Here is a 24,316-nt window from a genome sequence, read left to right on the forward strand (position 1 = left end):
CAAAATTCGATATTTTACACGGAAATGTGAAGAAAAACTAACATTTTTAAGAAAAAAACGAATGTTTTTTATAAATTAACAAGGATATTGCAGTTTTTCACAGAAATAGTTAAAGTATAAAAAATTCTGTCATCTAAGTGAGGTGAGCATATTGAGTGTAATAAATTGTGAAGAAGTGAAACGAGATGAGTTTCATACAGAAAAGTACTATGAAAGTTATAACATCTTTGGCGCACATGTTGTGACGGAAGATGAGATTCAAGGGGTACGATTTACAGTGTGGGCTCCTCATGCGAAAGCAATGAGTGTTGTTGGAGATTTTAATAAGTGGGATTATGAGCAACATAAGATGCTACAAGTGACAGAAGAAGGCATTTGGTCCTTATTTATACCGCATATTGAAGAAGGAGAAATATATAAATATGCGATTGAAACGTTGGCTGGTGACGTCATTTTAAAGGCAGATCCGTATGCTATATATGCAGAAGTAAGACCGAATACGGCATCTGTAGTTTTTGATATAAAAGGATATGAATGGAATGATAAAAACTGGAATCGTAAGAAAAAGAAAAAACCGATTTATAAAGAAGCGATGACAGTTTATGAATTACATTTTGGTTCTTGGAAAAAGAAAGAAGATGGAACACTATATTCTTACAGGGAAATGGCAGAAGAACTCATTCCGTATGTGGTGGAACATCAATTTACACATATTGAAATTATGCCGCTTGTTGAGCATCCATATGATCGTTCTTGGGGATATCAAGGAACGGGATATTATGCAGCGACGAGTAGATTTGGTACACCGCATGATTTAATGTATTTTGTCGACGAATGTCATAAATATGGAATCGGTGTCATTTTAGATTGGGTACCGGGGCATTTTTGTAAAGATGCTCACGGTTTATATTTGTTTGATGGCACACCGACCTATGAATATAAAGATAAAGATGTACAAGAAAATCTAGTATGGGGAACTGTCAATTTTGATTTAGGAAAGAGAGAGGTACGTAATTTCTTAATTTCAAATGCGTTATTTTGGATGAGATATTTCCATATTGATGGTTTCAGAGTAGATGCAGTTGCGAACATGTTGTACTGGAATAAAGAAGGACAAGAGCAAAGTAATGAGTACGCTGTGTCATTTTTACGGGAGTTAAATGAAGCAGTGTTTGCAGAGGATGAAGATTTTCTTATGACGGCAGAGGATTCAACAGCTTGGCCACTTGTAACAGCACCAACGTATGAAGGTGGGCTTGGATTCAATTACAAATGGAATATGGGCTGGATGAATGACGTGCTGAAATATATGGAGTGTGCGCCAGAGTACAGAAAATATATTCATGAGAAAATGACGTTCTCTTTACTATATGCTTACTCTGAAAACTTCATATTACCCCTTTCTCATGATGAAGTTGTTCATGGGAAAAAGTCGTTATTAAATAAAATGCCAGGTGATTACTGGGATAAGTTTGCTCAGCTTCGTTTATTATATGGATATTTCTTTACTCACCCAGGAAAGAAATTACTTTTCATGGGAGGAGAATTCGGGCAGTTTGATGAGTGGAAAGACCTTGAAGATTTAGATTGGAATTTACATGATTTTGAAATGCATCGTTATATGCATGATTACTTTAAAGAGCTCATAGCATTGTATAAGCGCTCAAAACCACTTTGGCAGCTTGATCATTCGCCTGAAGGTTTTCAGTGGATTGATGCTAATAATAACGAGCAAAGTATTTTCTCGTTTATCCGCCAAGGAGATAAACAAGAAGATGCGTTAGTTATCGTATGTAATTTTACGAAAGCTACATATGAAAACTATAAAGTAGGTGTACCAGATTTCGAGTATTATAACGAGATTTTAAATAGTGATGCTGAGCAATATGGCGGGTCAGGGCAAGTAAATAAGAAACGTCTGAAAGCAATTCAAGAACCGTATCATAATCAAGCAGCACATGTAGAAATTACAATTCCACCATTTGGCGTATCCATATTACGACCAGTGAAGACGAGAAAGGGGAGCAAAAAACAAGATGGCTCAAAAACAAAAGTGCGTAGCAATGTTACTAGCAGGGGGAAAAGGTAGTCGATTAAGTGCATTAACAAAAAATTTAGCCAAGCCAGCTGTTCCATTTGGTGGTAAATATCGCATTATCGATTTTACGCTAAGTAACTGTGCGAATTCTGGTATTGAAACGGTTGGGATTTTAACGCAATATCAACCACTTGAACTTCATAATTATATCGGAATCGGCAATGCGTGGGATTTAGACCGAGTAAGCGGTGGAGTCACAGTGTTACCTCCTTATGCGGAGTCTTCAGGTGTGAAGTGGTACACAGGTACGGCAAGTGCCATTTATCAAAACTTAAACTATTTAAGTCAGTACGAACCAGAGTACGTTCTTATTTTATCGGGCGACCATATTTATAAAATGGATTACAGTAAAATGCTAGATTATCATATTGAGAAGGAAGCGGATGTTTCCATTTCTGTTATTGAAGTACCTTGGGATGAAGCGAGTCGCTTTGGCATTATGAATACAAATGAAGAAATGGAGATTGTTGAGTTTGAAGAGAAACCGCAATTTCCAAGAAGTAATCTTGCATCAATGGGAATCTATATTTTTAATTGGTCAATTTTGAAAGAGTATTTAGAGATGGATGCAAGAAATCCTGAATCTAGTAATGATTTCGGAAAAGATGTACTTCCGCTTTTATTAGATGAAGGGAAGAAGTTGATGGCGTATCCGTTTGAAGGATATTGGAAAGATGTTGGAACGGTTAAGAGCTTATGGGAAGCGAATATGGATTTACTGCGCGATGAAACATCACTGAATTTAAACGATCGTAATTGGCGTATTTATTCTGTAAATCCAAATGAGCCACCTCAATATATTGCAGAGCAGGCAAAAGTAGAAGAATCACTTATTAACGAAGGATGCGTCATTGAAGGGGACGTGAAGCATTCTGTATTATTCCAAGGGGTGACGGTAGAAGAAGGTAGTATGGTTATTGATTCTGTCGTTATGCCAGGAGCAAAGATTGGAAAAAATGTTGTGATTGAAAGAGCAATTGTTGGATCGGAAATGGTTATTGAAGATGGAACAATTATTCGTCCGGAAAAAAATGTTGACGATGTAGTACTCATTGCTGAAGGGAAATAGAAAAGGGGGATGAAATGAATGGGAGAAAAAATGTTAGGAATTATTAATGCAACGGGAAGTTTTCCTTCCTTAAAGAAAGTAACAGGGCATCGTTCACTAGCGGCGTTACCGTTTGGGGGCCGTTATCGACTCATTGATTTCATGCTTTCAAATATGGTGAATTCTAATATTCATAGTGTGGCAGTTTTTACAAGTCATAAAAACCGCTCGTTAATGGACCATGTTGGTTCAGGAAAGCAGTGGGATTTAGATAGAAAAAGAGACGGACTGTTTTTATTCCCGCCAAATTGCCAATGTGACCAAGATGAATTTGGATCTTTTGCACATTTTAGAAGACATATTGATTATTTTCTAAGAGCTAGGGAAGAATACGTCGTTATTACGAATAGCCATCTCGTAACAGCATTGAATTTCCAGGCGGTGTTAGAGCGACATATACATACGGCAGCTGATATTACGGAAGTTTGCCATGAAGGGGTTTCGCTTCAAACATACGTGTTAAAGAAAAAATTATTGTTAGATTTATTTGAGTCATATAAAGATTTGGAGCAATATAGCTTATTCGATGTGGTGAGAGAAAAGCGCGGAAAATCACTGCATATTGCTACTTATGAGCATACAGGATATGTAGCGATTATTGATTCGATTGAAAGTTACTATAAACATAGCTTAGAAATTTTGCAACCTGCTATTTGGAAGCAAGTATTTAAGAAAGAAGCACCGATCTTTACGAAAGTAAAAGATGAACCACCAACTCGTTACTTAAAAGGTGCAGCCGTGAAAAATACAATGATTGCAAACGGCAGTATTATTGAAGGCGAAGTAGAAAATAGTGTTATCTCCCGTTCTGTTAAAATTGGAAAAGGTTCCATTGTTCGTAACAGTATTATTATGCAAAAGAGCCAAATTGGAGATAACTGTATAATAGACGGTGTTATTATTGATAAAGACGTGAAAATTGGTGACGGTGTTGTACTAAAAGGAAACGCTGATGAGCCATACGTTGTAGAAAAAGGAAGCGTTCAAAACAGTACGATTAATAGTTATTCTTAAAAGAATCAGTGGGGGTCTTCCTCCACTGATTAAAGTTTTAATTCAAATGAAAACTCGAAGGGAGGAAGCTGCAAGGGAAGTAGTATAAGCTTTTCGTGCAGTGGGACAACAAGTGAATATTTTATTTGCAGTATCAGAATGTGTACCATTTGTTAAATCGGGAGGCTTAGCTGATGTAGCAGGTGCGCTCCCAAAAGAGCTAAAAAAATTAGGGGTGGACGTTCGCATTATACTCCCGAATTATAGTCTTATTCCGCCAAAGTTAAGGGATGGATGTACGTTACATAAAGTAATTAATGTCCCGCTCGGGTGGAGAAATCAATATTGTGGAATTTTAAAAGGTGAGCAAGACGGAATTACGTATTACTTAATAGATAATGAATATTATTTTAAGAGAGATTCTCTGTATGGTCATTATGATGACGGAGAGCGTTTTTCTTATTTCTCAAAAGCGGTGTTAGAGTGTATTCCGCACCTTGATTTTGAAGTGGATGTTCTTCATAGCCACGATTGGCATACGGCTATGGTTAATTTCTTACTTCGTGAAAAGTATCAAGATAACCCGTTATATGAGCGTATTAAAACGGTATATACAATTCACAACTTGCAGTTCCAAGGAGTATTTCCTCCTGAAGTGATGTACGACTTGTTAGAGCTTGGTGATGAATATTTTCATAGTGAGCAGCTAGAGTTTTATGGGAATGTGAACTTTATGAAAGGCGGTATTATCGCTTCGGATCAAATTACAGCGGTGAGCCCGACGTATAAGGAAGAAATTCAATATGAATTTTTTGGTGAGAAGTTAGATGGATTACTGCGAAAATATAATGATAAGCTTAGCGGCATTGTAAATGGCATTGATACCAGCGTATATAATTCAGAAACGGATTCGTATATTAAGGCGCAGTATGATGCAGATTCATTATATGAAAAGAGTGAAAATAAACGCGCTTTGCAGCGTTATTTTGGTTTGCCAGAAAAAGAGGATACACCAATTATTTCAATGGTAACGAGATTAACGAAGCAAAAAGGTCTTGATTTAGTACGTACTGTATTCCACGAAATAATGGAAGAAGATGTACAATGTATTATTTTAGGTTCAGGTGATTCGGAATATGAGCAATTCTTTGAGTGGATGGCATATGAGTATCCGGAGAAGGTAAAAGTTTATATCGGATTTAATGAAGAATTAGCTCACCAAGTGTATGCGGGAAGCGATTTGTTTTTAATGCCATCACTGTTTGAACCGTGTGGACTTGGACAACTTATCGCATTAGCGTACGGTACGATTCCAATTGTAAGAGAAACAGGTGGATTAAACGATACGGTACATTCTTATGATGAAGAAACAGGCGAAGGAAATGGTTTCAGTTTCATGAACTTTAATGCACATGACATGCTGCATACGATTCAGCGTGCGATTGAATTCTATCACGATAAACCAGTGTGGGAGCAGCTTGTAAAACAAGCGATGACTGAAGATTATAGCTGGGAGCAATCGGCTCTTGCTTATAAGGAATTGTATAAAAGTCTCATGGAATAACATGTAGGTGGTGAAAAAATGTTTACTCATGTTGAAAGTTTTAAATCAACTTTTCTAGAAAAGTTAGAGACGATGTATGGTAAAAGTTTTAAAGATTCTACAACTCGTGATCAATATAATACGCTCGGCCATATGGTACGTGAGTATATGAATAGTCAATGGATTGCAACGAACGAGAGTTATCGATCCGGAGAGCAAAAGCAAATGTATTACTTGTCTATTGAGTTTTTGCTTGGACGTTTGCTTGGAAGTAACATCTTGAATTTAGGTATTCGAGATGTATGCGAGCAGGGGTTATCTGAACTAGGGATTTCGTTACAAGAGTTAGAAGAAGTGGAAGCAGATGCAGGCCTTGGTAATGGTGGGCTTGGACGCTTAGCAGCCTGTTTTCTCGATTCACTTGCCTCTTTAAACTTGCCAGGACACGGCTGTGGAATTCGTTATAAACATGGTTTGTTTGATCAGAAAATTGTTGATGGTTATCAAGTTGAATTTCCAGAACAGTGGCTTCTTCATGAAAACGTATGGGAAGTAAGAAGGCATGATCAAGCTGTAGAAGTAAGTTATTTCGGCAGTGTTGAACCGCTAGAAATTGACGGGCGTTTAGAGTTTAGGCATACAAATGCAGAAGTCATTATGGCCGTGCCATATGATGTGCCGGTAGTTGGCTATGAGACGAGTACTGTAAATACACTTAGACTTTGGAATGCTGAACCAGTTCCTTTCCCGCAAAACTGCAAAGATATTTTGAAATATAAGCGCGAAACAGAGGCTGTATCGGAGTTTTTATATCCAGATGATACGCATGATGAGGGAAAAATACTTCGTTTAAAACAACAGTATTTCCTCGTATCAGCAAGTTTGCAAAATATCGTTCGAATGCATAGAGAAAGATATGGTGATCTTCGTCAACTACATGAAAAAATTGCGATCCACATTAACGATACACATCCAGTTTTAGCAATTCCGGAACTGATGCGTATTTTACTAGACGAAGAAAAGTTAGCATGGGAAGAAGCTTGGCACATAACGACGCAGACGATTTCTTATACGAATCATACAACGTTATCAGAAGCGCTCGAAAAGTGGCCAATTCACATTTTTAAACCGTTATTACCGAGAATTTATATGATTATTGAAGAGATTAATGAACGTTTCTGTCATGAACTTTGGGAACAGTATCCGTATGAGTGGGATCGTATTGAAGCAATGGCGATTATTGCACATGACCTTGTGAAAATGGCTCATTTAGCGATTGTCGGTAGCCATAGCGTAAATGGTGTAGCGAAAATTCATACGGAAATATTAAAGCAGCGGGAAATGCGATTGTTTTATGAATTTTATCCAGATAAGTTTAATAATAAGACGAATGGAATTGCTCATAGGCGCTGGCTTATGAAAGCAAATCCACAGTTAACAAATCTTATTTCAGAGGCGATTGGAACAGAGTGGAAGAAAGAACCGATTAAGCTTCAAGAGCTACAATTAGTTCAATACGATGCGAGTTTCCAAGAGAAATTTGCAGAGGTAAAACAAGAGCGTAAAGAGATTTTAGCGGCGCGCATTCATAATAAAATGGGGATTACAATTGATCCTAATTCTATTTTTGATGTACAAGTAAAAAGACTACATGCTTACAAGCGACAATTATTAAATGTTCTTCATATTTTATATTTGTATAACCGTTTGAAAGAGGATGCTAGTTTTACATTTTATCCGCGTACTTTTATTTTTGGAGCGAAAGCATCACCTGGCTATTATTACGCGAAAAAAATTATTAAATTAATAAATGAACTCGCAAGAAAAGTAAATAATGACCCGTATGTCAGTCAATATATGAAAGTTATCTTTCTAGAAAACTATCGAGTTTCTTTAGCGGAAGATATATTCCCAGCGGCGGATGTAAGTGAACAAATTTCAACGGCGAGTAAAGAAGCATCGGGAACAGGTAATATGAAATTTATGATGAATGGCGCGATTACACTCGGAACGCTAGACGGTGCTAACATTGAAATAAAAGACCGGGTCGGTGATGATAACTGTTTCATTTTCGGTTTAACAGCGGAAGAGGTTCTTCATTACTATCAAAATGGTGGATATCGTGCAAGTGATTATTATCACCACAATAGGCACATTAAAAAAGTAGTTGATCAATTAACGAATGGTTTCTTTGCACAATCGGGTGCTGAATTTGAGGCGATTTACGATTCTCTCGTTATTCAAAATGATGAATATTTCGTTCTGCGAGATTTTGGTCCATATGCGGAAAGGCAAGAAGCTGTCGGTAGAGCTTATGAGAACCGAACGAAGTGGCTAGAAATGTCGATTTTAAATATTGCACAGTCTGGTCATTTTGCGAGCGATCGAACGATTTTGCAGTATAGTAATGAAATTTGGGATATCGGTAATGCAGTTAAACAGTTTTAAAGAGGTTGCTATATTGGGAGATATATTATCGATTTACCAACAAAAATGGATATTAATAAATAAAACGGGCTTAATAAAATTAAGCTCGTTTTATTTATTTTGCTTAAGAAAGAAATGGAACAGTGGTATATATGATACCTGCCCCATCATACTCTCCTGTCGCAAAGTATGAAAATGTAAAGAAACCTGTAACCGTAAAAATTACAATAAGAAAAAATGCTAAGATAAATTTTAACATGTAAGGTCCCCTCATCCAAAAATAACTTCATACATTATTATAGTATACGAATATTTTATTTCCAATTGTTTACTGGTTAAAAATGAGAAGTCAGACATGTTTTGTATGTTGTAATGGAATGATTATTTGTAATGGATTTTGTGTTTTTTGTAAATGTCATGTTGTGATGGACGTGTGCATACTCCCAATCATGATCATTAAAATTTATATTTCGGGGAGGGAGAAGTGGAACGACATCGAATAAGTTGACGAAACGAAAGCTACTAGCTACTTGTAGTTTATAATAATTTCGAAAAGCGATATCTCCTACTTTTGGAGAAGCGAATGTATAAAGTCCATACTGTGCGAAGGCAGTATTTATACGTGCATCTAATATGTGTAATGTGGCAAGCGCGCCACCTAGACTATGCCCAGTAGCTAGCAGTTTTTTATGTGCTGGCAATGATACGAGCATATCCATAATAGAATCACGACAAGACTCATAAATAGAGAGAAAACCGTTATGGACATTTCCGCCATTTAAAGCATAAGGATAAGGTTTTTGATTGACGAGAGAATCAATAATCCAATCTGGATCTGTTTGAGTGCCTCTGAAGGCAACGATAATTGTATCCTCAGATTCTAATATAAATCCGAACCATTCTGTTGTTTGAATGGCCTTTCCTTGAAAACCTTGTACATATTGAAAACCATCTGGTATTTCGAAAATACCATTTTGTTTATATTGTTCATACGTTAACTCACAACAAGAAGCTAACAGTATGGCAGTTTCTTTATCAAAGGATAAAGGAGTACGCATTAAGGTAGCCCTCCTTAAGAAAAGGTATAGTTTAATATATGCGGTGAGGAACTTGATTCATTCTTTTGGAGGTGGGGAATAGCTTGTATCGCTTACCTAAATCAGTGGAGGAAATTATAATGTCAAAATAAAACAGTGCCTGATAAGGGCACTGTTTACTCTTTTTCATCTCAAGGAATCGACTTTTTTAGTTATTCTTAATGAACTGACGCATGCGTTAGTTGCATAAGTAAGAGGTTTGAAAAAATAGCCTGTATATATTTGAATGATGAATAACTTACCTATTTTCTTGTGTTTGTTTGCGTTACATACAGAAAAAATTCGGAAAATAAAACATATTATTTATCTGTTTGTTTTTGCTTCTTTTTCAAATACTCCGTACGCAATCTTTCAAGTTGCTGCTTTTTATCAAATTTGGCAGGCTTCTGTTTTTCATGAAACTTTGCCACAGCTACCTGACTTTTGGAATCCAATTGATATTTTCCCACTTTGTTCACCTACTTTTCTTGTCTCTAAAGAGAATCTATTCAACAAATATAATATACCTTATTTTCCTGAAGTAAACCTTATTACTTTATTTTAACTGCTTTTTCTCGTTTGTAGACGTAAATTAAAACACCCTTTCACTTCAATTACTGCAAGCAAGGGTGTTTTAATTTTATTATTTTATTAGTTGATTGCCATGCCCACATAAGGGCACAGTTTACTCTTTCCCATCTAATAAACGACCAAGTCCACCTAATACACTACCTTCACCGCTGCCTTGCGCTGCTGGGCTTGTCAGGCGTGCTGCTAAGCGGCTAAGTGTTAAGGACTGAATCCAAACTGTTCCAGGTCCTTCTAACGTTGCGAAGAATAAACCCTCACCGCCAAATAGAGCTGTTTTTACTTTTCCAACGAACTCGACGTCGTAGTTAACGTCTTTTGTCATGGCAACGAGACAGCCTGTATCGATGCGAAGTTTTTCACCAGGTTTTAGTTCACGCTTATATACAGTTCCGCCTGCATGCATGAAAGCAAGTCCATCACCTTCGAGTTTTTGCATGATGAAACCTTCACCGCCGAAGAAACCAGTTCCGATTTTTTTCGTAAACTCGATTCCGATAGAAACGCCTTTTGCTGCACAAAGAAATGCATCTTTTTGACAAACTACTTTTCCTTGATATTCTGTTAAATCTACAGGAATAATTTTACCTGGATAAGGGGCAGCAAATGATACGTGGCGCTTGCCGTGACCTGTATTTGTAAATACAGTCATAAACATGCTTTCACCTGTAACGAGACGCTTACCAGCGCCCATTAATTTTCCGAATAAACCTCCAGATGGGCCAGAACCATCACCGAAGATTGTTTCCATTTCTATGTAATCTTCCATCATCATCATTGCGCCAGCTTCTGCGATCACGCTTTCTTCTGGATCTAACTCAATTTCAACAAACTGCATATCATCGCCGTATAACTTATACTCGATTTCGTGTGCTCTCATTTTTTTTCACCTCGTATGTAATAGATACTTATATTGTACAGAATTTAACAGGATTAGAATACTTTAGTTTTGTTAATTTTTAAATAAAGTGGGAGTATCGAAACTGATTATCAGCTCCCACCAATTGAGCTGTCCGCAAATGGCGGGATAAAATATGAATATGGAAATTCAACATTATATTAAAATTATAAAAAAATGGTGGAATGAAAGTGTTCTCATTTGACGTTTTGGATATAGCGTGATATAGTGAAATCACTATTGAGCTACATAATGTGGTACGGAAATAAAGCACGTTGAATTAAAGGCTGTAAGCTTGTTATACATTCATGTCCTTTATATCCACCTTTTCATGTGGATTCATAGTTTCATTTTTATTTAGGAGGTACATGACATGCAAACAGGTAAAGTTAAATGGTTTAACAGCGAAAAAGGTTTCGGTTTCATCGAAGTTGAAGGTGGAGACGATGTATTCGTTCACTTCTCAGCTATCCAAGGTGACGGATTCAAAACTTTAGAAGAAGGTCAAGAAGTTTCTTTCGAAATCGTTGAAGGTAACCGTGGACCACAAGCTGCTAACGTTACAAAAAACTAATTAGCTAGCGATAAAAAGCATTCCGATTTTCGGAATGCTTTTTTTTATTCTTTGGAGCTCGACTCATTTGAAGATAATTCACCTTTGAAGGTACGTTCTTCAAAATCATCAAGCATTTGTTCATATTCTTCATGCTCTTCTGTAGCGAAAACTTGTGGGTTTTTCCCGTACATATCCGTACCGATAAAGTTTTCAAAATCCTCCACGTAGCCTACGTTTTCTTCACTATTCACGTACATGCCATTATAGTTTTTTGAATCTTGTCTTTCTAAATCGGACGGTGTTTCAGACGTTCCGTAATTTGCGACATCTTGCCACGCATCTTCCGCATCGTACTCAACAGAATGATCCTCATCATGCTTGTGAAAAGAAGGGGATAACACTTCTTCTTCAACTGGTCGTGTATTCATATTTAACTTATTTGTCGCGTGCTGGATGCATGTTGTAGCAGTCGGCATTGCTTCCAATCTTTCAAATGGAATTTCTTCGCCAGACACTTCGCAAATGCCGTACGTACCTGCTTCTATTTTTTGCAGGGCATGTTTCGTATCCGCTAGTTGTTTATGCCAAAGTTCAATAAGCCCGAAGTCTTTTTCACGTTCATATAGCTCTGTTGCCATATCAGCTGGATGATTATCGTAGCTAGATAATTCCCCAACGGAATCACGTTCAGATGCACGATCTTCATTTTCATGTGTTTGTATCGTTTGCTCTAGTTCTTGTTTTTGCTTTTCTAAAACGGATTTAAATTGATTTATTTGTTGTGGAGTTAACATAGTCGTCCACCTTCCTACAATTCAGTTTCTTTACATAGTATGAGCGTTGCGAGGAGGAATTATGAGCTGAAATTGGTATATGAAAAAGGAGCCGCATTAGCAGCTCCTTTTAAAGGAAATATCCAAGTAATAATCCGATTCCCATGAGGAGACCGAAGATTGTGTTTGTTTTTGCTGTTGCTATCATCGCAGGTACCATTTCCATTGGAATGCTTTTGCCGATAAAGCCTTTCGTCGCTTTAAATGCTTTCGGTGCACTTAAAAATACGATAAGCATCCATGGTGATACGATGCCCACGATAATTAAAGCAATTGTCCAAATATAGGAAACGATGAACATAGAAGCGAGTACACCAACGGCTCTTTCACGTCCAACGAGAATGGCTAACGTTTTACGACCGTTTTCTTTATCGCCATCTAAGTCACGGATGTTATTCGCTAGTAAAATGGCACCAATTAAAATGGAGCTTGGAATAGATAGTAAAATGACTTCCGATGTTACAGCCCCAGTTTGAATAAAGAATGAAATCCCGATAATAATGACACCCATAAACAATCCGGCTGTTAACTCTCCAAATGGTGTATACGCAATGGGAAGTGGGCCGCCTGTATAAAGGTAAGCAACGGCCATACAAACAAGACCGATTGCAGCAAGCCACCAGCTAGAATTCATACAAATATAAACACCTAATAGTATTGCGATGCCGAAAAATCCAAATGCTAAGTTAAGCACTGTTTTTGGCTGAATGCCATCGCGAACGATAGCGCCGCCGATACCGACTGAACCTTCGTGATCGAGCCCTCTTTTATAATCAAAGTATTCATTAAACATGTTTGTTGCTGCCTGAATGAGAAGACAAGCAAGAAGCATTATAAGGAAAAGAGGGAGATGTATTTGATTTATACCTCCGACCTGCATTGCATAGGCTGTTCCGATGAAAACAGGAACGAAAGCTGCTGTTAATGTATGGGGACGTAGTAAACTCCACCAAATGCGCCAGCCTGTTTGCTTACTTGGCTTTGGCGCCGTAGGAGAGGAATTCGTTTTGACGTTCATTTCCATGTTGAATCCTCCTTTGGTCACATATTGTACACAACTAAGTGTAGAAAAAGCATCATTTAGTGTCAACGTTTATTTTCTAGGAAGAGAAGGTGAATTTCTCAGAAATGCTAAACGTTGACAGGCCTTTCGTTTGAGGTGTATCTTAAAATCAAGCGTAATTATGACTATTTTTCGCCCATAGGGGGGAGACAATTGTGATTCAAACGAAACAAATAGGCTTGCAAGAAGTTCTAAGTGCGGCCATTAAGCGTGCAACTGATGAAAAAATATTGGTGAGCTTCGTAAAACAAATAGACTGGATGGATCCGCTTCTGTTTTATGCAGCAGGAAAAAGGATTGCATTCGAAAATAGATGTTATTTTGCAGACCCAGCTCAGCATGTAATATTTGCTGGAATTGGTTCTGTTTTCACTATAGCAACTGCTTCTCACAAACGCTTTCAAACTGCTCGTGACGAGTGGGATAAAGTAAAAGAGAAAGCATTTGTACAAAGGGAAAAATACGAATTTGGAACAGGTCCTCTTTTATTTGGCGGGTTTTCATTTGACCAAGAAAAAGAGAAAACAGATTTATGGAAAGAATTTGATGATACGACATTTTCACTACCAGCATTTTTATTAACTGTAAAAAATGAAAAAGCATGGTTAACAATGAATACATTCGTTTCAGCAACAGATTGTGCAGAAACTCTTTATAACGAAATTGTTTCTTTAGAAGAGAAAATTTTTGAGAAGAGTAAATGTGCACTACAAGGATCGAAATTAACAGTTACTTCTAAAGTAGAAGTGGATCCGAAAGGCTGGATGAAGGCTATTGAGAAAGTGCAAGATGAGATGAAGCAGGGGAACGTGCAGAAGGTTGTATTAGCGAGGGAGCTAAAAGTAGAGATGGATCATCATATTGATTCTGCGCTTGTTTTAGAAGCACTTCGCATTGGGCAACCGGATTGTTACGTATTTTCTTTTGATTATAAAGGAGCATGCTTCTTAGGAGCGACGCCAGAGAGATTAATTCGCAAAGAAGATGAGAAGTTTACTTCAATGTGTCTTGCTGGTTCAACTGGTCATGGTCAATCTATAGAAGAAAGTAAGCGAAATAGTGATGCGCTTCTTCATGATGAAAAGAATTTAGCTGAACACGGTTATGTTGTGAACATGATCAGGTCGGTATTAAATGAGCACTGCGAATACGTTAATATTCCAGAAAGTCCAGGTTTATTAACAACGAAAAATTTAATTCATTTATATACGCCTGTAGAGGCAAAAGGCGATGCGAGTCTTTTAACGATGGTAGAAGAATTACATCCAACACCAGCTCTTGGCGGGACACCTCGTTTAGAAGCGATGAAATTAATTCGTGATGTTGAATTGCTAGATAGAGGATTATATGGTGCACCGATTGGCTGGATAGATGATGAAGGAAATGGTGAATTTGCGGTTGCACTTCGCTGCGGATTATTAAATGGCGAGAAGGCATCCTTATTTGCCGGTTGCGGGATTGTAATTGATTCAGTACCGCAACTTGAATATGAAGAAACAAGTTTGAAGTTTAGACCGATGCTTGGTGCTTTGGAGGAATTAATGAAATGAACAATCATATAGAAGCATTATCATATTATTTAGGCGCGTTCGTGGATGAACTGACGCGTCTAAATGTATGTGATGTTGTCATTAGTCCAGGCTCACGGTCAACGCCGATTGCTCTACTAATGGAACAACACGAAGGAATGAACACATATTTACATGTAGATGAAAGATCTGCAGGATTTTTTGCGCTCGGTATCGCAAAAGCGAAAAAACGTCCGGTTGCATTATTATGTACGTCAGGAACGGCAGCAGCGAACTACTATCCAGCTGTATGTGAAGCTTTCCATTCACGAGTGCCGCTTATCGTCTTAACGGCAGATAGGCCGCATGAATTAAGAGATGTCGGTGCACCACAAGCGATGAATCAATTTAATTTATACGGTACTTTTGTGAAACAATTTACAGAGATGGCACTGCCAGAAGCAAGTGAAACGATGTATCATTATGCTCGTATGACGACGCAGCGCACGATAGCAAATGCTTGTTTAGCGCCGCAGGGTCCTGTTCATCTTAATTTTCCAGTTCGCGAGCCACTTATACCTGATTTCTCACTAGAAAGCTTATGGGATAAAGGACGTAGTGAATATACAGGAGTAGTTCAACAAGGAAACGCGGTGATGCCGAGTGAATATGTAGATTCTCTTGTAGGGCGCCTTTCACATATGGAAAAGGGGCTTATTATTTGTGGAGATGATAGTCATGCAGAAATCGCAATGTTTGCGGTAGAATTAGCTGAAAAAACTGGCTATCCTATATTAGCAGACCCACTTTCTAATATTCGTAGCGGACACCACGATAAAACGATGGTAATTGACTGTTATGATACATTTTTACGAAATGAACAGTTAAAAGAAACATGGAAACCGGATGTTTTAATTCGCTTTGGTGGTATGCCTGTTTCTAAATCGTTAACGCAGTTCATAAAAAAACAAACGAAAGCAGTTCATATCGTTGTCGATGAATCAGGACAATGGAGAGACCCAGCTCTTGTTGCGACAGAAGTTGTGCAAGCAAGTGACATTGAATTCTGCAAGGCATTAATAGAAAAAATGCCAGTTATGAAAAAGAATGATTGGTTCCGAATGTGGCAACATATAAACGAAAAAACGAAGGAAACGCTTCGTGAAATGGAAACATATGAAACTGCATTTGAAGGAAAGGTTATTACAGATATTGTGCGCGTATTACCAGAAGACGCAACATTATTTGCGAGCAATAGTATGCCAATTCGTGATACAGACTCATTCTTCTTCACATCGGATAAAAACATCCATGTGATGGCAAACCGCGGTGTAAATGGTATTGATGGAATCATTTCGACAGCTCTAGGAGCGAGCGTTATTTGTGACCCACTTGTATTAGTGATTGGTGATTTATCATTTTATCACGATTTAAATGGACTGTTAGCAGCAAAATTACACGAATTAAATATAACGATTGTCGTTGTAAATAATGATGGTGGCGGTATTTTCTCATTCTTACCACAATATGAGAAAAAGGAACACTTCGAATCGTTATTTGGAACACCGATTGGGCTTGATTATGAACATGTTGTCAAAATGTATGGCGGTTCATTTAGTCGTGTAAATGGTTGGGAGCAATTCCGAGAAGAGGTACAAAAAGGAACAAGGGCGGAAGGTTTACACGTTGTAGAAATTTGTACGAACCGTGATGAAAACTTAACATTGCATCGTAAATTATGGGCAAAAACGCAGGACGTAATTACTGCATCGTTGCAAGGTGAATCAAAATGAACGTAACACTGCAAGGTGTATCGTATGAATATGAAGTAGTCGGAAGCGGGGAACCACTTCTACTTCTTCATGGTTTTACGGGAAGCATGGAAACGTGGCGTTCTTTCGTTCCTTCTTGGAGCGAGCAATTTCAAGTCATTTTAGTAGACATTGTTGGGCACGGAAAAACAGAAAGCCCTGAAGATGTGACGCATTATGATATTCGAAATGTAGCATTGCAAATGAAAGAACTACTAGATTATCTTCATATTGAAAAAGCGCACATACTCGGCTATTCAATGGGCGGTAGACTGGCAATTACGATGGCATGTCTATATCCAGAATATGTACATTCTCTTTTATTAGAAAATTGTACAGCTGGGCTTGAAAGGGAAGATGAGCGGGAAGAACGCTGTGAAAAAGATGAGCGACTTGCTCACAAAATTGAGCGAGAAGGCATCGAAAGTTTTGTAACAATGTGGGAAAATATTCCGCTATTTGAAAGGCAAAAAAGTTTAGAACAAAACGTACAAGAAGCAGTGCGAAAAGAAAGACTTGCTAACAATCCAAAAGGGCTCGCAAATAGCTTGCGCGGCATGGGAACAGGGGCTCAGCCTTCTTGGTGGAATGAGCTGCAAAACTTAAAAATGCCTGTTCTTTTAATGAACGGGGAGCATGATGAAAAGTTCTTTCGCATATTAAAAAACATCGAAAAATGCGTCTCTGACGCGAAATTTGTCAAAATTGATGGTGCTGGCCATGCAATTCATGTGGAACAACCGGAAAAGTTTGATACAATAGTAAAGGGATTTCTAAAAACTATGCAGTGATGCTTTTTTCAGTTAAGAATGAAGTTACACTTATAGAGGAGATCAGAAATATACAAGGAGGTAGTTGTAATGGCTATTGAATGGGTAAAAGAAGGCAATTACGAAGATATTATTTATTCAACATACAATGGTATCGCAAAGATTTCGATTAACCGCCCTGAAGTACATAACGCATTCCGTCCTAAAACGGTAATGGAGTTAATCGACGCTTTTGCACATGCTCGTGATGATGCAAATGTTGGCGTTATCATTTTAACAGGTGAAGGTGGACGTGCATTCTGTTCTGGCGGCGACCAAAAAGTTCGCGGTCATGGTGGATATGTAGGTGACGACCAAATCCCTCGTTTAAATGTATTAGATTTACAACGTCTAATTCGCGCAATTCCTAAACCAGTTATCGCAATGGTAGCAGGTTATGCAATCGGTGGAGGACACGTACTTCATATCGTATGTGATTTAACAATCGCTGCAGACAATGCTGTATTTGGACAAACAGGTCCTAAAGTAGGAAGCTTTGACGGTGGATACGGAGCTGGTTACTTAGCTCGTATGGTAGGACACAAGAAAGCTCGCGAAATTTGGTACCTATGCCGCCAATATAACGCACAAGAAGCGCTTGATATGGGCTTAGTAAACACAGTAGTACCATTAGAACAACTTGAAGCAGAAACAGTACAATGGGCAGAAGAAATTTTAGCAAACAGCCCAATGGCACTTCGCTTCCTAAAAGCTGCATTCAACGCAGACACAGACGGTCTAGCTGGTATTCAACAACTAGCTGGAGATGCAACGTTATTGTACTACACAACTGACGAAGCAAAAGAAGGTCGCGACGCATTCAAAGAAAAACGCAGTCCGGACTTCGGTCAATTCCCTCGTTTCCCGTGATCAAACCAAAAGCGGAGCCGACTGCTTAGCCCCGCTGGTTAAGGTTCTTTCGCACAGAAAGTGTTTTTTACTTTCTCGTGCGGAAGGTTCTTAGACGGAAGGGGCTAGGAGGCGCAGCTAGATGTAACCAAAAGCGAAAGTAGCTCGTTCAGAATGTGAGGGGGATGGAGCTTCTGACGTAGAGGCGCTTTTTGCCTCCTAGGAAGAAGTGAAGCCACCGAACATTCTAGCTGCTGTAGCTAGATGAAACCAAAAGCGGAAGCAGCTTGCTTAGAACAAGAGGGCGTTGGAACTCCTGACGAGGAGGCGCTTTTTGCCTCGTAGGAAGGCGTGAAACGACCGACTGTTCTAGCCGCTGTAACTAGATGAGATTAACCGGAAACAAAACAACTAAGAGACTTGATGTCATATCAAGTCTCTTTCTTTCATGAAAGGAGAATGAATGATGGAGACGATGCCAAATTGGTTAATGCAACGTGCATTTTTAACACCAGATCGCACTGCAATTGAAATAGAGGAAGAGAAAGTTACTTTTATGCAGCTGCATGAAAAAGTAGTATCTGTTTGTGAACACCTCACGCATGTTGGAGTGAAGCGTGGGCAAAAGGTGGCTGTTCTGATGAAAAATGGTATGGAGATGATTACAGTTATTCACGCCCTATCTTACGTAGGTGCAGTAGCTGTGCTTTTAAATACGCGTCTTTCAAGAGAAGAGCTACTTTGGCAAATGGATGATGCTGAAGTTATTTGTTTAGTGACGGATCAAGATTTTGAGGCTAAAGATATTCCTGTATATTCATTCGCCGAAGTGATGAATGGACCAAAAGAGGAAGCCTCTATACAAGAAGAGTTTTCTTTAGAAGAAGCGATGACAATTATTTATACGTCTGGGACGACAGGGAAACCGAAAGGCGTTATTTTAACGTACGGGAATCACTGGTCAAGCGCGGTTGGCTCTGCGCTTAACTTAGGCCTTCGTGATGACGATTGCTGGTTAGCTTGTATGCCGATGTTCCACGTTGGCGGGCTATCTCTTTTAATGAAAAATATTATGTATGGCATGCGCATTTTACTCGTTCCGAAATATGATGCTGATTTTATTCATAAAGCACTTCAAACGAGAGGCGTTACGATTATTTCTGTCGTTTCTAAAATGTTGACTGATTTATTAGAGAGACTTGGAGAAGGGACATACCCATCTTCTTTAAGATGCATGTTACTTGGTGGAGGACCAGCGCCGAAACCACTATTAGAAACGTGTGTAGATAAAGGAATTCCTGTATATCAAACGTACGGTATGACAGAAACGTCTTCACAAATTTGTACGTTATCAGCTGATTACATGTTAACGAAAGTAGGATCAGCCGGAAAACCACTATTTCAGTGCCAACTCCGTATTGAAAAAGATGGCGTAGTAGTGTCGCCATTTGCGGAAGGTGAGATCGTAGTAAAAGGACCAAACGTAACAGGCGGTTATTTTAACCGCGAAGATGCGACGCGCGAAACAATTCAAAACGGATGGCTTCATACTGGTGACCTCGGTTATTTAGACGAAGAAGGATTTTTATACGTATTAGATCGACGCAGTGATTTAATTATTTCTGGCGGAGAGAATATATATCCGGCTCAAATTGAAGAAGTGTTGCTTTCTCATCCGATGGTTGCGGAAGCAGGTGTGGTCGGGATGACTGACGATAAATGGGGACAAGTACCGGCTGCTTTTGTTGTAAAAAATGGAGAAGTAACAGAAGAAGAAATTCTTCATTTTTGCGAGGAGAAATTAGCGAAATATAAAGTGCCGAAAAAAGCATGTTTCTTAGAGGAATTACCACGAAACGCTTCGAAAAAATTGTTAAGACGAGAGTTAAGACAATTAGTGGAGGAGATGTAGGTGGAAATAAAAAAAGCGACGCTACATATAACGGAAATGCCACTCGTAATCCCGTTTGCTGCAAGCTACGGGACGTATGAAAAGCGTGAAAGTATCGTCATTGAATTAGAAGATACGGACGGATACATTGGATTTGGCGAAGTCGTTGCGTTTTCTGAACCGTGGTACACGGAAGAAACAGTGAAGACAGCGCTACATGTACTTCAAGATTTTTTATTACCGGATTTATTAAAGGCGGAGATTTCTCATCCGAATGAAGTACCTGGTTTGTTCCAACATATAAAGAGAAACCGAATGGCAAAGGCCGGAATAGAGGGGGCTGTTTGGGATTTATATGCGAAGCGACAAAAGAAGTCATTAGCGACGTTGCTTGGCGGAACTAGGACTGAAATTGAAGTTGGTGTTGTGATTGGTATCAATACAATACCGGTTATGTTAAAACAAATCGAGAAGTATGCAGAAGAAGGATACGAGCGTTTTAAAGTGAAAATAAAACCAGAGCATGACTACGAGTTATTGAAAGAGATTCGTAAAGAGTTTCCGCATATCCCGCTAATGGCAGATGCAAATTCAGCCTATACATTAGCGGGTACAGAGAAATTGAAACGATTAGATGAATTTCAATTAATGATGATTGAACAACCACTAGCGGACTACGATTTTCTCGATCATGCACAGTTGCAAAAGGAAATTGAAACGCCCATTTGTTTAGATGAAAGTATTCATAGTTTAGAAGATGCACGCGTTGCGATTACCCTTGGTAGCTGCCAAATTGTGAACATTAAACCAGGGCGAGTGGGCGGATTAACAGAATCGGTTCAAATCCATAATTATTGCATGGAGCATAACATATCAGTTTGGTGCGGCGGTATGGTAGAGATGGGGATTTCACGAGCGCAAAATGTTGCCCTTGCTTCACTGCCGAACTTTACGATTCCAGGTGATATATCTGCTTCTAGTAGGCACTGGGAGAGGGATATTATTTCGCCGGAAGTGATGCTTGAGAGCGGGAAAGTGATGGTGCCGCAAAGTGTTGAAGCTGAGTATGAAGTAGATCGCGGAAGGCTGGCGGAGATTACGAAGCAGCGGCTTGCTTTGGAGCGGTAAATTGAGTCTTTAAAATAGCGGGCGAATTTCGTCGTTAATTGTCGGTAAGTCGATATATTTCAATAATCGCTAATATAATTTGAGTTACGGTCGATATAATTTTATTTACTAAGGTTACTCCCGTGAGTAGCCTTTTCTTATTGTACAAATTGGATAGACTAGTTTACAATCGAGCGTATAAAGTGAAACTTTAATCAGTGGGGGCATCCCCACTGATTATTAGTTGAACCAATCGGGCTTTTATGGGCAGTTGATCTTCCACCTAACTTCTTTGATTCACCCGAATTTTGAGGTGGGAGTCTTACTGCCCGCAAATAGCGGGGTAAAGGGGGAGTAAAATGAAGCGCATTTCAATTTTAATAGCGGATGATGAGGCAGAAATTGCTGATTTAATTGAGATACATTTAGAAAAAGAAGGGTACCACGTCGTGAAAGTAGCTGATGGAGAAGAGGCAATTCATGTTATTGAAACGCAGCCAATCGACTTAGTGGTTTTAGATATTATGATGCCGAAAATGGATGGGTATGAAGTGACGCGCCAAATTCGTGCGAAGCATCATATGCCAATCATTTTCTTAAGTGCGAAAACGTCTGATTTTGATAAGGTGACAGGTTTAGTATTAGGCGCAGATGATTATATGACGAAGCCTTTTACACCGATTGAATTAGTTGCACGTGTAAATGCACAATTACGCCGATTTCTTACGTTAAATCAGCCGAAAGTAGCGGAGAATAAATCAGCTTTAGAGGTAGGCGGAGTCGTTATTGATCCGGAGCGAAGAACGGTAAATGTGTACGGAGAACAAGTTGAATTAACACCGAAAGAGTTTGATATTTTATATTTATTAGCGAGCCATCCGAAGAAAGTGTACAATGTGGAAAATATTTTTCAGCAAGTATGGGCGGATGATTATTATGAAGGCGGAAATACAGTTATGGTACATATTCGTACATTGAGGAAAAAACTTGGAGAAGATAAAAGAAAGGACAAGTTAATAAAAACAGTGTGGGGAGTAGGTTATACTTTCAATGGCTAAAAAGATGAGAAGTTTTCGTTCGAAGATGGTTATGCTATTTGCGTTAAGTATGATATTTGCTGGTGGCGTAACGTATATCATTTATCAAGGGTTACGGATTTATTACAAATTAGTCGTTCGTTATGAGGATCCGTTAGCGCAAGTGCGGTTCATGATAAAACAAATTGGGGATGTTAATTTCTTTTTAATTCTTTTCATCCCGCTATCCATTATGTTTTTCTTCTTCCTTACTAAACCATACTTAAAATACTTTGATGAGATTTCAAGCGGGATTCATCATTTGGCGAACGGAGATTTTTCAAATGAAGTGCGTATTTCATCAAACGATGAGTTTGGAGATATCGCACATGAAATAAATGTTGCGAGTGAAAAGTTAAAAGAAGCGGTGGAAAGAGGAGATTTTGCTGAAAGTAGTAAAGATCAGCTCGTTGTGAATTTAGCTCATGATTTAAGAACACCGTTAACATCCGTGTTAGGATATTTAGATTTAATTCTTAAAGATGAAAATTTAACAAAAGAACAAATTAAACATTTCTCCACAATTGCATATACAAAATCGCAAAGACTGGAAAGTTTAATTGATGAGCTATTCGAAATTACACGTATGAATTATGGCATGCTAAAGCTGGATAAAAAGCCGATTGATATAAGTGAGTTGCTTATACAGCTAGAGGAGGAATTGTATCCGTTATTAGAAAAACATCATTTAGAAGCAAGATTGAATGTGGATCCTCATTTACCGATGCACGGTGATGGAAAATTGCTAGCTAGAGTATTTGAAAACTTGTTAACAAATGCCGTACGTTACGGATATGATGGGCAATTTGTTGATATGAATGGGTATGTTGATAATGGAGAAGTTGTCGTACAAATTATAAATTACGGAGATAGCATTCCGGAAGAAGATTTACCGTATCTTTTTGATATGTTTTATACAGGTGATAAAGCAAGGTCAGAGAACCGTGGCGGGACGGGACTTGGATTATTCATTGCTAAAAATATTGTCGAGCAGCATAACGGTACGATTTCTGCTGAAAGCAATGTAGTTAGAACGATATTTGAAGTACGATTGCCAAAAGACGAGAATGTAACAATTTAATAAAAATTTAAACTTTACCCCACTTTTTATTTTAATAGTTTTTTCTATTCTATACGTAAGTTACGTTAAGGAGGAAATAGAAATGAAAAAGTGGGTATTTATTTCTTTTTTTATAGCATGCACAGTATGTGTAGGCGTTTATATATCACCGTTATTTCAAAAGGAAATCGATGTTAAAATTGTCGGAAAAGATGAGCTAGTAAAGGCGGCAAACAACGAGAGGAAAGAGATTACGAAGGAACAAATTTATAAGGGCGATTTATTATTAGTTAACAGGGATTATCCAGTAAAAAAAGATAGTATTAGGTCTGATATTATAAATGTAAATCATAATAGTGAATTAGTGAGAGGCTATGTAATATTTGATAGAAATCTTCGTTTATCAAAGGATGTTGTGAAAAAGTTTTTGAACGTTGTCGATGCGGCTGGAAAAGAAAGTGTTAACCATTTTTTGATTAGTAGTGGCTATAGAGATTTCCAAGAGCAAAAACAGTTATATGAAAAAATGGGATCTGATTATGCACTTCCAGCAGGATACAGTGAACATAATTTAGGATTATCACTGGACATTGGGTCTACTCAAAAGAAAATGGAGAAAGCGCCTGAAGGAAAATGGATTGAAGAGAACGTATGGAAGCATGGCTTTATATTACGTTATCCGAAAAATAAAAGTAACATTACTGGAATTCAATATGAGCCATGGCATATCCGTTATGTCGGCCTACCTCATAGCGCAATTATGCAAAAAAAGAATTTCACACTAGAGGAATATTTAGAGTTCTTAAAAGAGGAAAAAGAGATTTCAACTGAAGTAGAAGGTAAGAAATATACTGTTTCTTATTATAAAGTTTCTGGGAATATGAAAGTGAATGTTCCAGCAAATAAGCAGTATGCAATTTCCGGGAACAATATGGATGGGGTTATTGTGACGGTTCAGGAATAGAGAAAAAGGCTGTGCCATTTGGGACAGCCTTTTCTTATATAAGAAAGGAATTGACGTT

Annotated in this window: 21 protein-coding genes; 15 read left to right on the forward strand and 6 right to left on the reverse strand. The window is 38.3% G+C overall.

The features are described 5' to 3' along the window. Window positions 1-151 precede the first annotated feature (151 nt). The 5 genes from glgB (at window position 152) to glgP (ending at window position 8,190) form a co-directional block, all read left to right on the forward strand. A complete protein-coding gene (gene glgB, locus F3I02_RS23810; RefSeq protein WP_074594204.1) occupies window positions 152-2,089 on the forward strand; it encodes a 1,4-alpha-glucan branching protein GlgB in 1,938 nt (645 codons plus the stop codon). Further along, the gene (glgC, locus tag F3I02_RS23815; protein WP_000057616.1) at window positions 2,037-3,167 is read left to right on the forward strand and encodes a glucose-1-phosphate adenylyltransferase; all 1,131 of its coding nucleotides are present in this window, start codon (window positions 2,037-2,039) and stop codon (window positions 3,165-3,167) included. The genes glgB and glgC overlap by 53 nt, the downstream gene beginning before the upstream one ends. An 18-nt stretch (window positions 3,168-3,185) precedes the next feature. After that, window positions 3,186-4,220, forward strand: coding sequence for a glucose-1-phosphate adenylyltransferase subunit GlgD (gene glgD / locus F3I02_RS23820; protein ID WP_000504137.1), 1,035 nt, complete (start codon window positions 3,186-3,188; stop codon window positions 4,218-4,220). A gap of 112 nt (window positions 4,221-4,332) precedes the next feature. Beyond that, a complete protein-coding gene (gene glgA / locus F3I02_RS23825; RefSeq protein WP_196478490.1) occupies window positions 4,333-5,763 on the forward strand; it encodes a glycogen synthase GlgA in 1,431 nt (476 codons plus the stop codon). 18 nt (window positions 5,764-5,781) lie between these two features. Next, window positions 5,782-8,190: a glycogen phosphorylase gene (gene glgP, locus F3I02_RS23830; RefSeq protein WP_046946134.1), complete on the forward strand. Its 2,409-nt coding sequence runs from the start codon at window positions 5,782-5,784 to the stop codon at window positions 8,188-8,190. 103 nt (window positions 8,191-8,293) lie between these two features. Here glgP and F3I02_RS34480 read toward each other — a convergent pair whose 3' ends face one another. The 4 genes from F3I02_RS34480 to F3I02_RS23845 form a co-directional block, all read right to left on the reverse strand. Further along, complete coding sequence (locus F3I02_RS34480) at window positions 8,294-8,428, reverse strand: hypothetical protein (protein ID WP_000911085.1); 135 nt, start codon at window positions 8,426-8,428, stop codon at window positions 8,294-8,296. A 76-nt stretch (window positions 8,429-8,504) separates the two neighbouring features. After that, window positions 8,505-9,227, reverse strand: a complete 723-nt coding sequence (locus tag F3I02_RS23835) for a lipase family protein (protein ID WP_001260134.1) — start codon at window positions 9,225-9,227, stop codon at window positions 8,505-8,507. A 338-nt stretch (window positions 9,228-9,565) separates the two neighbouring features. After that, a complete protein-coding gene (locus F3I02_RS23840; protein WP_000521643.1) occupies window positions 9,566-9,715 on the reverse strand; it encodes a hypothetical protein in 150 nt (49 codons plus the stop codon). Between the two features lie 215 nt (window positions 9,716-9,930). Beyond that, entirely contained in the window at window positions 9,931-10,713 is a 783-nt protein-coding gene (locus tag F3I02_RS23845; protein ID WP_001201258.1) for a TIGR00266 family protein, read from the reverse strand. Between the two features lie 391 nt (window positions 10,714-11,104). On the opposite strand from F3I02_RS23845, the gene cspD reads away from it, so the two are divergent. Further along, window positions 11,105-11,305, forward strand: coding sequence for a cold-shock protein CspD (gene cspD / locus F3I02_RS23850; protein WP_001193054.1), 201 nt, complete (start codon window positions 11,105-11,107; stop codon window positions 11,303-11,305). Window positions 11,306-11,349: 44 nt separating this feature from the next. On the opposite strand, the gene F3I02_RS23855 is transcribed toward cspD, so the two are convergent. Beyond that, window positions 11,350-12,081: a yteA family sporulation protein gene (locus F3I02_RS23855; protein ID WP_000957367.1), complete on the reverse strand. Its 732-nt coding sequence runs from the start codon at window positions 12,079-12,081 to the stop codon at window positions 11,350-11,352. Between the two features lie 109 nt (window positions 12,082-12,190). Further along, window positions 12,191-13,144, reverse strand: coding sequence for a 1,4-dihydroxy-2-naphthoate polyprenyltransferase (locus F3I02_RS23860; protein ID WP_000425763.1), 954 nt, complete (start codon window positions 13,142-13,144; stop codon window positions 12,191-12,193). A gap of 194 nt (window positions 13,145-13,338) precedes the next feature. Between F3I02_RS23860 and F3I02_RS23865 the strand changes: the two genes are divergently transcribed. The 9 genes from F3I02_RS23865 to F3I02_RS23905 all read left to right on the forward strand — a co-directional run bounded on the left by F3I02_RS23865 (window position 13,339) and on the right by F3I02_RS23905 (window position 24,258). Next, the gene (locus F3I02_RS23865; protein WP_000616717.1) at window positions 13,339-14,733 is read left to right on the forward strand and encodes an isochorismate synthase; all 1,395 of its coding nucleotides are present in this window, start codon (window positions 13,339-13,341) and stop codon (window positions 14,731-14,733) included. Beyond that, window positions 14,730-16,484 carry a 2-succinyl-5-enolpyruvyl-6-hydroxy-3-cyclohexene-1-carboxylic-acid synthase gene (gene menD, locus F3I02_RS23870; RefSeq protein WP_001059227.1) on the forward strand — a complete coding sequence of 585 codons (1,755 nt, stop codon included), beginning with the start codon at window positions 14,730-14,732 and terminating at the stop codon, window positions 16,482-16,484. Before F3I02_RS23865 ends, menD begins: the two co-directional genes overlap by 4 nt. Continuing rightward, window positions 16,481-17,293, forward strand: coding sequence for a 2-succinyl-6-hydroxy-2,4-cyclohexadiene-1-carboxylate synthase (gene menH / locus F3I02_RS23875; protein ID WP_001103374.1), 813 nt, complete (start codon window positions 16,481-16,483; stop codon window positions 17,291-17,293). The genes menD and menH overlap by 4 nt, the downstream gene beginning before the upstream one ends. 69 nt (window positions 17,294-17,362) lie before the next feature. Next, the gene (menB, locus tag F3I02_RS23880) at window positions 17,363-18,181 is read left to right on the forward strand and encodes a 1,4-dihydroxy-2-naphthoyl-CoA synthase (RefSeq protein WP_000963875.1); all 819 of its coding nucleotides are present in this window, start codon (window positions 17,363-17,365) and stop codon (window positions 18,179-18,181) included. A gap of 445 nt (window positions 18,182-18,626) precedes the next feature. Then, window positions 18,627-20,072, forward strand: coding sequence for an o-succinylbenzoate--CoA ligase (locus tag F3I02_RS23885; protein WP_000449586.1), 1,446 nt, complete (start codon window positions 18,627-18,629; stop codon window positions 20,070-20,072). Then, on the forward strand, window positions 20,073-21,179 hold the full coding sequence (gene menC / locus F3I02_RS23890) for an o-succinylbenzoate synthase (RefSeq protein WP_074594208.1): 1,107 nt from the start codon (window positions 20,073-20,075) through the stop codon (window positions 21,177-21,179). Window positions 21,180-21,517: 338 nt separating this feature from the next. After that, on the forward strand, window positions 21,518-22,216 hold the full coding sequence (locus tag F3I02_RS23895) for a response regulator transcription factor (RefSeq protein WP_196478491.1): 699 nt from the start codon (window positions 21,518-21,520) through the stop codon (window positions 22,214-22,216). Next, complete coding sequence (locus F3I02_RS23900; protein ID WP_196478492.1) at window positions 22,209-23,315, forward strand: HAMP domain-containing sensor histidine kinase; 1,107 nt, start codon at window positions 22,209-22,211, stop codon at window positions 23,313-23,315. Before F3I02_RS23895 ends, F3I02_RS23900 begins: the two co-directional genes overlap by 8 nt. Before the next feature lie 82 nt (window positions 23,316-23,397). Then, entirely contained in the window at window positions 23,398-24,258 is an 861-nt protein-coding gene (locus tag F3I02_RS23905; protein WP_000759398.1) for a D-Ala-D-Ala carboxypeptidase VanY, read from the forward strand. Window positions 24,259-24,316: the final 58 nt, after the last annotated feature.

The organism is Bacillus sp. SRB3LM, assembly GCF_015712745.1.
Taxonomy (GTDB): Bacteria; Bacillota; Bacilli; order Bacillales; family Bacillaceae_G; genus Bacillus_A; species Bacillus_A thuringiensis_K.